Origin of the sequence: Collinsella aerofaciens (genome assembly GCF_901212495.1) — a bacterium.
GTDB classification, from domain to species: domain Bacteria; phylum Actinomycetota; class Coriobacteriia; order Coriobacteriales; family Coriobacteriaceae; genus Collinsella; species Collinsella aerofaciens_H.
In genome coordinates this window covers 19,689-29,100 of record NZ_CAAKNY010000083.1, presented here as the reverse complement: position 1 = coordinate 29,100, position 9,412 = coordinate 19,689, and the positions used below count along the sequence as shown (strand labels likewise).

Sequence of the window (9,412 nt, the reverse complement as noted above, 5' to 3'; positions counted from 1 at the left end):
GAACGAGGGTATGGGAACTCGTTCGGCCAGACGCGCCGCCGCTGCTTGTAATCCGTTTTCCTCCGTCCCCTTCGGATCACGTAATCCCTTGGGGACGGAGGAAAACGGATCATTTCGTAGGCCCGTGGCCGCCTTGGAAACCGAATGATGGTACGAGCACCCATTCGGCTTCCAGGGCAGCCACGGACAGAACGGGGCGAACAGAAAAGAGCGACGGACCCCTACTCCCCCGCCGCGCTCGCGCGCAGCTTGGCGGCGATGGGCTCGGATGCCAGCAGGAACACGAGCATGACCGCGGAGCACGCCAGGCACACAATCCAGGTGCTCGCAAAGGAGCCCGTGGCATCGAACAGCACGCCCGAGACGATGGCGCCCACGGTGCCGCCGACCATCTCGAGCGAGGTGATGGTGCCCGTGACCTTGCCGAGGTCGGCCATGCCAAACTGTTTGGATGCGGCAATGGTAGGCGTGATGGTGCCCATGCACGTTCCGATACCAAAGCTCACAGCGGCCACAATGGGACCGAGGTCCGTCGTCGGAAAGCACAGCGCCACACAGGCGACAATACACGCAACGGAGCCAAGGATATTGCCAAAGCGCAGGCCAAAGCGGTCGTAGATGGCACCGAGCGAGATCTTGGCGATAACGACCGTGACCATGTAGGCAGAAAGCACCGTACCGGCCCACATGGGATCGTGGCCACCCGTGACGATCTTGGCACCGTTGACGGTAACGCTCGTCATGTTCGTAACTTGGTTGGGCAGGATGGCGCCGTTGACGAGACCCATAAAGAGGAAGGCGACGACAAGCAGCCAAAACGCCGGACTCTTCTTGATGCGCGACCAACCGACGTTAACCTCGGGCGCCGTGTGCTCGTCCTTGTCGCCAGCCGTCGAGACGGACGGATCGCCCGGGTTCTCACCGAGCGGCTTAAGGCCGATCTCGGAAGGCTTGGTGCGGAAGGAATAGGCCGTGATGGGCAGCGCCGCCACCATGCAGATAGCCGCCAGCACCAGGAAGGCGGAACGCCAGCCAACGCTCACGATCAGCGAGCTCACGATCGGCGAGAGAATGGCCCCGCCAAAGCCCGAGCCCGAAAGCGCGATGGAGATGGCAAGGCCGCGCTTAGCGGTAAACCAGTTGGCGGTCACCAGGCTGATGAGCAGGCGGGTCGAGGCGACGGCAAAGCAGCCCGAGACGGCAAAGAGCACGTAGACCTGCCACAGCTCACCGACAAAGCTCATGCCGGCAAGAACGGCAGAGGTGGCGATTACAGTGAGGGAGCCCAAAACGCGGCCGCTTACTTTATCGGCAACATGGCCAATGACAAGTGAGCCGATAACGCTCACCACGGTGGAGATGGCGTTGGAGATGTTGTACTGCGCAAGAGAAATGCCCAAGTCGCTGACGATGAGCGGCTGAAACAGGCTCATGCAGTTAACGAAAATCGTGTAGCACGTGGCCATGATGACAAAGCCGGAGGCCACGACGAGCCACCCGGGGAAGAATTTATGCTGCTGGGACATACTGCTCCTTGTAAACAAACGAATAGTCTGCGCCGGGCGCCGGTAATGCCCAAGATTGCCTTGAAAGACAAGGGCATAAGCCTTATGGCCATGCCCGCAGGCTTGAAAGGCAAGGTTGGGTGCTACCGGTGGTCGGCGATATAGCCCAAAGCGACTGCCGCATAAGCCGCGGCGCCAAGGGGAAGCTCGGCATCGTTAAAGCGTGCCTTGGGATGATGCTGGGCAAAATGCTCGTCCGTATCGGTCACAGCAGCGCCGATCGTAAAGTACGCGCTCGGTATCTCGCTCGAGATAAGCGCAAAGTCCTCGCTCGCCATGGCATGGAACAGCGGCAGGAAGGCGGCCTTTGGCAGCGTCGCACCCACGTAGCCAAGCGAAGCCTGGGTCATATCGTCGTCGAGTACGAGCGGGGGAACATCCGAGAGCGTCTCGAGGGTCGCCGGCGTACGATAGGTCGCGGCAACACCTTTGACGACCCCCGCGATGCGGGTCTTGAGGTGCTCCATGAGCTCGACGTCGAAGCCGCGCAGCGTGCCTTCGAGCACGCAGGTATCTGGTATAACGTTGGCCGCTTGGCCACCGGCAAACTTGCCAACGGTCAGTGCGACCTCCTTGGCCGCCGGCACTTCGCGAGCGATGAGCTCCTGAAGCGCCAGGTGCACATGGACGCCGGCCGTGATGGGGTCGATACAGATCTCGGGGCTCGAGCCGTGGCCGCCCTTGCCCTGCAGCGTGATGCGGAAACCGTACACGCCCGAGAGCGCCGGGCTGCCGTAGAGCACCAGGCCAAGCGGCGACTGGCTATTGACATGCATGGCAAAGGCGGCCTGGGGACGCGGGTTCTGCAGCAGACCGTCGGCGATGGCGGCGCGGGCGCCCTCAAAGGTTTCCTCGCCCGGCTGGAACAGCAACTTAACCGTGGCGTTGGCGTCGACAAGCTCGTACTCGCGGGCCTTGAGCAGGCGCGCCGCACCAAGCAGCGCCGTCGCATGCATATCGTGTCCGCATGCGTGCATGCAGCCATTGATGGAGGCAAAAGGCTCTCCCGACTCCTCGGCAACAGGCAGGGCATCCATATCGCCACGGAGCATGATGACCGTACCGGCCTGCTTGTCCGTACACGTACCGTTACCCCGAGCAGCAGCTGCCGCTCCGGCACCGATGAGGCCGATGACACAGGAGCCGTCAACAAGCACGGCATAGGGAATATCCATCTCGTCCAGACGCGCCTGGATATACGCGGACGTCTGCGGAAGGTTGTTACCGAGCTCAGGCGTTTGATGGAGATCATGGCGCCATGTGGCAAGCTCATTGGCAAACGTCTGAGCTTCTGTGACCAGGCCATTGCCGATAGCGGCCTGCGCCACCGTAGTGGTCTGAGGCGCTGGTTGCGGTTGAAGATCGGACAGAGCTGGTGCCATAGATGCCCTCCAGTAACGTTTTTGCAGCAAGCACTTTGATAGCATAAAGTGCAAGATACAACTTTAAGGGCGACGCATAAAAAATGCCGCCCCGGGAGGCGGCGCAACAAGTTGTTTACAATCACGCTCGCGGCTTTTTGCGCAAAAAGTCGAAATGCGTCTCGCTCAAGATAATCGACAGGAAGATGAGCGCGAAGCCGGCGAGCAGGCGCGAGGTGAGCGCCTCCCCCATCAGCAGCACCGAGAACAGCACACCCGAAGGCGACTCCATCGAAAGGAGTAGCGAGCCCGTCGAGGCCGGGACATGCGCCAGGCCGACGTTTTGGACGAGCAGGGCCACGCATGTGCAGCCCGCCGAGAGAAACGCCATCACGCCGATAAAGCTCGGCGTCCACACGGACAGAGGTGCTTGGGTCTCGAACAGCAACGACGAGACCAGGCTCAGCACGCCGTTGCCCACAAACATCCAAAACGTGATGACGTTGATGTCCATTTTGCGACCGTACTTGGCGGTCACCGCCATCTGGAGGGAAAAAAAGCCCGCACCCGCCAGCGTAATGGCATCACCGATGTTGAACTCGACGCTATCGAGCGCCACCAGGCCAATGCCCGCCAGACAGAGTAATGCGGCACCCAAGTTGTAGCGAGTGAGCTTTTCGCCACTTAGGAAATAGCTCGCGAACGGGACCAGAATGCAATAGGTGCCCGTCAAAAAAGCGCTCTTACCCGCCGTGGTCTGAGCCAGACCGACCGTCTGCAAAGCATAGGCGGCCCACATAAGTGCGCCCATGCCCAGTCCAACAATCAGGTTGCGGGCGTTGAGGTGCGCGATGATGCGCTTGTGGAAGATGACAAACATGACCAACGCCGCAGGCAAAAAGCGCACGTAAAGTAGTTCGAACACCGGGATGGTGTCGAGCGCATCCTTCATAGTGGTAAAGGAGTAACCCCAGACGACTGCCACCGAAAGCAATAGAACTTTCCAGAACAGCGGCGAGCGGGCGCCGGCGCCGCGGGAGGTGCCGCCCGCACCCAGGTCCTCGCGAGCAACAGGGCCATCGGGCATCATTTCGATATTGTCACTGGTATGCTGGGCCATAGGGCATCCTCGCGCTCAATCTGGGCGTGGTGTCCGCACGCGCGTGACCGCATGCCGCCTCATGGTCAAATAAAAACGGGGCGCACCGGACCCCCGGCACGCCCCGCTACTGTAGCAACAACCAAGCAGCCCATGCAATTCACTCAACTAAAGCGTCGAGCCGGAAGGCCTCGATGTTCCGTCAACGCCACGTTGCCGCGCTAAATCAATTTGGTCGACTCCAACCTTTCGATAATCCAGTCGTTGGCTTTGATGACCGGGCGGCGGAAGACGACACCCAGGGCCAGCGACGGAATCAGGTAGCTCGCCAAGACACCCAGCTCAATCCAGTACTCCATATGGTAGGCACCGGCCATGGCGGCGTGCATGGCGTTGATGCCGTGGGTAAACGGCAGGAACGGGTAGATCGCCTGGAACACGGGGCCGGTCATCTCGATGGGGAACGTACCGCCCGAACCGCCGACCTGCATGACCAGCAGCACGACGGCGAGGGCCTTGCCGATATCTCCAAACGATACCGTAAGCGTGTAGACGATATTGGAGAACACGAGGCTCGCGACCCAGCCGGCAAGCACAAACTGCAGGGGGTTGTCGCACTGGATGCCAAAGAACAGAATGTCGCCCGCGCACACGAGCGTTGCCTGCAGCAAGGCCAGACCGCCAAAGAACAGATAACGGCCCAGATAGATCTCGTGCAGGCGCACGGGGACGAGCTCGTTGATGAGCTCGTCGTTCACCGAGACCTTCATCATGGCCGCCAGAACAATCGAGCCCACCCACAGCGACAAAATCGTATAGAACGGCGCCATGGCCGAGCCATAGTTGCGGATCGGATAGACCGGCTTGCGATCGAGCGCAACAGGGCCGGAAAGCGACGCGGCGAGGCCCTCGGGGTCGCTGCCGATCATTGTCTTAATCATGGCCAGGTCACCCGACATCAGGGCACTATCAAGCTCGTCCTTAAAGGCGCTGATCTTGTCCGACGCCTCGCCCAGCTGATCGGAAGCCTTGTTGACGAGCCTTGCAGCCTTGGAGAGACCCTTCGCGAGCGAACCAGAGGCGTCGGCCAGACCGCTCACGGCGCTATCCAAGTCACCCGAGATACCGTTCAGGGAATCCAGAACGCCCGAAATGGTCTTCTTGAGCTCCTTGGCCTTAACCGAGAACGTAGAATCGTAGTCGGACTTGGCACCCGAGATACCCGCCTTGGCATCGGCGATAGCCTGGTCGACCTCGGCACGCGAGTTGTTAATCTCCGCCATGCTGTCCGAAAGGGACTTTGCGGTCGCCGTCAGGTCCTTCGCATTGTTGCGGTACTCCACGGCAATTCTGCCCAGCGACGTCGCAGCGGACTTGAGGCCGTCTTTGAGCTTGTCATTACTCACCTGATCGGCAAGGTTGCGAAGCTTATCGGCCATCGCATCGATATCGTCAGCACGCGTATTGAGCGCCGCTGCGGCTTCGTTGAGCTGAGACACCGTAAGGTCAACATGCTGATTCGCGGCATCGAATGCCTTCTCAAGCTCGGCGGACACGTTATCGAACGAACCCGCGCTTCCGTCAATCGCGGCGTTGATGGCATCGCTGGCGGCCTTCAGCGCTTCCTCGGAATCGCTAATGCCACTCTTGGCGTGCTCCATCAGCTGCTTCGTCGACTCATCAACAGTGCCCGTCTGCTTGAGCATGCCGCCCGCCGATGTCAGTGAATCGGACGTAGAGCTCAACATGCCCGCGAGCGACGTCGCGCTCGCCTGAACGTCGTGCAGGTCCTCGACCGAATCGCCCAGCGTGGAGGACAGATTGGCGATAAAGTTGCTCACCTGGTCGGTGCTCATATAGTCGAGCAGGCTGGACACGGTCTTAAGGCCGATGCTCGTGATGGTCTTGGTAAAGGTCTCGTTGACCTGACTCTGGACGGCGCTTGAACCCTTTTCAGTCACGATCTGTGCGATGGCGTTGGCCTTCTGGTTCTCATAGAACTCGATATCGGCGTGCTTCACCTCGGTCGAGAAAAGCGTCATCATGTCGGCGCTAAACGTTTTAGGGATAACGACGGCAGCGTAGTACGCGCCCGACTTAACGCCCTCAATCGCCTTATCGCGGTCGTTGAGGACGACCCAGTCGAAGTTCTCGTTGCCGCGCAGGGTGGCGGTTACGTTTTCGCCCACGTTGACCTCGACGGGAATCAGATCACTCTCGTAGCCCTCGTCGGTGTTGACCACTGCAATCTTAAGGTTGCCGGTATTGCCGTAGGGATCCCAGCTTCCGGCGATGTTAAACCACGCGTACAGGCACGGCACGATGATCAGGCCCATCACGACGATCATGCCGATCACGGAGTGAGACACATTTTGGACATCACGCTTAAACAGATGCAGGATATTCTTCATTTATGCCTCACCTCCTTTGGAGTGCTTGCCAAGCGGGGCGGTGTCCCTGTCGTTTCCGTTTACGTTGTCAACGCCGTCGGCATCGTGAGCCTTACGATGCGCACCGATATGCGGCAGACGGCTCGTGGGCTGTTCGCTGTCCTTGGTGTCCCGCTCGCTGGCGTTGAGGCCAAACATGCGACGGGCGGCAGGGATGGCAGCCGTGTGCTCGCGCATCTCGCGACGAAGGTCCTCATCCGAAAGCGCCGAGATGCGCATCTGGGTGTTGAGGCTCGCGCGGATATATTCGATGTTAATGAGCCAGCCGCAGACGGCGATAACCGAGACAATCCAGACAACCAGTAGGATGATCTTGCCGTTATTGTCGATATCGAGCACCGTCGAAAGCACAAAGAGCAGGACCTGGACGCCCACAACGGCGGCAAAACCGCCCTTGATGTAGTAGGGGTAACGGTGCTCAAAAGTGACCGCATGGTCGAGCACCTCGCGACGGTACGAATCGGAATCGAGCACGACGCGCATGGCCGTGCGCAGTGAATAGCGCTGGCGCGGCAGGTCGTTGGACTCGCAGATCATGAGGCCCGTCGTGGAAAGCTGCTTATCAAAGAGCAGATTGAGGTTGAGCAGCAACGGGCGCAGCTGCAGACCGATAAAGAGCGCGATGATAAGGAACACGCCCAGGATGCACAGGTTGAACAAGTAGTTGAACGAATACATGCCACCGACGGTCTCGCGCAGCAGGTTGATGCCATAGGTGAAGGGAAGCAGCGGATGCAGCCATTGGAAGAAGCCGGGCATCATCTCGATGGGATACATGCCCGACGAGCCGGGGATCTGCACAATGACGAGGATGACGCCAATGGCTTTACCGATATGCTTAAAGGTGATGGACAGTGCATAGATGATGTTGACGTAGGTGAACGAGATAGCGATGCCGCCCAGCACAAAAAGCAGCGGATTGACGCACTGAACGCCAATGACCAGGTCGCCCACCGTAACGATAATGGCCTGCAACGCGCCCAGGATCACCATCAGCAGCCAGCGGCCAAAGTAGCCCTGACGCGCCGTAAAGCTGCCGATGCCCTCGCGGTCGACCTCGAGTTTGTAGATAGCGATGAGCACATAGCCGCCTACCCACAGCGCCAGATTGGTGTAGAAGGGAGCAATGCCCGAGCCAAAGCTTTTGACCGGATAGATTGACTTGGACGTCAGCTTAACCGGAGATGCCATGAAATCTGCCACGTCATTGACGTCGACGCCCATGAGGTCGGCTAACTTGCCCATAGACTCAGAGGTCTGCAGCGCCGCAATGTCATTGGCGGCGGTCGCGAGCTTGCCCTGAACCTTGGCAAGGGAGGCGTCGGTTTGGGACAGCGTGGTCTTCGCCTGCTTGAGCGTGGCATCGAGCTGCGCCAGCGTACCGCGCGCGCTCGCTATCGTGGGGGTCATACCCGACACAATGCCGGTCAGATCACCCGAGACGGCGGCAAAGGAGTCAAGCGCACTCGAGGCCTTCGGCAGCGCGTTTTGACCCAGATTCGTCTGGGCCTGACCGAGATTGGCCGTACCGGTCTGAATTGCGTTATTGATAGCGTCGCTGGCACCTGAGACGGCCGCGGCGTCATTCGCCATGGCGCTCGATTGCGCGGACAGACCGTCCTTGATGCTCTGAAGCTTTTCATTCTGCTCTCGAAGCAAATCGATGGTCGATACAATGCGCGCGTCGATTTCCTCGGAACCTGTCGACGTGTCGTTGACGAGAATCTCCAAGTGCCCGATAACGGCCTTATTGTGATCGATCGTCGCTTGGAGAGACTCGAGCGAGTTGTCGATTCGAGTGGTCGTGGACGTAACCGTACCGGTAAGTCTGCCAATCGCGGCGTTTGCAGAAGCCGATGTCTTACTCAGCACAATGCTGCCCTCCGAAAGTGCCTTGGAGAGCGAGGTGATGGACTTGCCAGCCGTGGTGCGAGCTTCGCCCAGCAGATCATTACCCTGAGCGATTGCCTGCGTTAGCGAAGGCGTCTGTCCCTGCAGGCCCGCCAACGCAGCATCGGCCGAAACAATCGAGCTGCTTGTCTTGTCGATGGCGGTGTTCATGTCGCCGATGGAATCACGTACTTCGCCCAGGGTATCAGACGCCTCGGACACCGAACCCGCCAGCGAATCCTGGGTCTGGGTTGCCTTGTCTTTAAGGTCGATACCAGCATCTTTGGCAATGCCCGCGACGGTCTCGCCCACCGTGGAGACAAACTCCGAGTTGATCTGCTCCTCAATGGTGTTGGCACCGGTATCGGTAACCTTGGGTGCAATGGCGCTCTTTTTCTCGTTGACGTAATAGGTGAGCTTCGGCTGATGGTAATTGCCGTCGAGCATCGAGACGAGATTGTCGGAGAAGTTCTTGGGAATCACGATGGCGGCATAGTATTCGCCACTTTCGACGCCCTCTTTGGCATCTGCCGCCGAGTCGACGAAGGTCCAGCCAAGCTGGTCGTTCTCCTTGAGCCGGTCGACCACCTTATCGCCTGCGTTAAGCTCGCCCACTAGGTCGTTCTGGGTGCCCCGATCGTTGTTGGCGATGGCGATTTTAATGCCCTGGGTATTTCCGTACGGATCCCAGTTGGCAACGATGTTGTACCAGGCATACAGCGAAGGAATGACGCACACGCCCAGGGTAACCACCAGGGCGACGGGGTTCACGATCAATCGCTTGATGTCGCGTTTAAAGATTGCAAAGGAAACCTTTGCATCGGATAGTTTGTTGCCGAGACTCACGCTTGGACCATCCATCCTATCGTTTAGCCGAATCATGCTATTAACAACCATTGTACGGAGGCACGCTAACATCTCGCGGCACAATGGTGCTGAGTTTTGCGGGTAGCAATATACTACGAAGATGAGTTAACGTACAGATGTACAGTATCTTAAATTCCCGCAGCTCCCAAAACCACAACCCGCACAAACTAGCAGTTCGAA

Annotated in this window: 5 protein-coding genes; all 5 read right to left on the bottom strand. The window is 59.0% G+C overall.

From position 1 onward, the window contains the following. Positions 1 to 221: 221 nt before the first annotated feature. The gene (locus SFLMC1_RS10240) at positions 222 to 1,526 is read right to left on the bottom strand and encodes an MFS transporter (RefSeq protein ID WP_152074766.1); all 1,305 of its coding nucleotides are present in this window, start codon (positions 1,524 to 1,526) and stop codon (positions 222 to 224) included. Positions 1,527 to 1,648: 122 nt separating this feature from the next. Next, positions 1,649 to 2,947, bottom strand: coding sequence for a M20 family metallopeptidase (locus SFLMC1_RS10235; RefSeq protein WP_222838070.1), 1,299 nt, complete (start codon positions 2,945 to 2,947; stop codon positions 1,649 to 1,651). 121 nt (positions 2,948 to 3,068) lie between these two features. After that, the gene (locus SFLMC1_RS10230; RefSeq protein ID WP_154063940.1) at positions 3,069 to 4,046 is read right to left on the bottom strand and encodes a DMT family transporter; all 978 of its coding nucleotides are present in this window, start codon (positions 4,044 to 4,046) and stop codon (positions 3,069 to 3,071) included. A gap of 200 nt (positions 4,047 to 4,246) precedes the next feature. Further along, positions 4,247 to 6,436 (bottom strand): YhgE/Pip domain-containing protein, encoded by a 2,190-nt coding sequence (locus SFLMC1_RS10225; RefSeq protein ID WP_152074768.1) that lies wholly within the window; start codon positions 6,434 to 6,436, stop codon positions 4,247 to 4,249. Further along, on the bottom strand, positions 6,437 to 9,211 hold the full coding sequence (locus SFLMC1_RS10220; protein ID WP_226814298.1) for a YhgE/Pip domain-containing protein: 2,775 nt from the start codon (positions 9,209 to 9,211) through the stop codon (positions 6,437 to 6,439). It lies immediately after the preceding gene. Positions 9,212 to 9,412 lie beyond the last annotated feature (201 nt).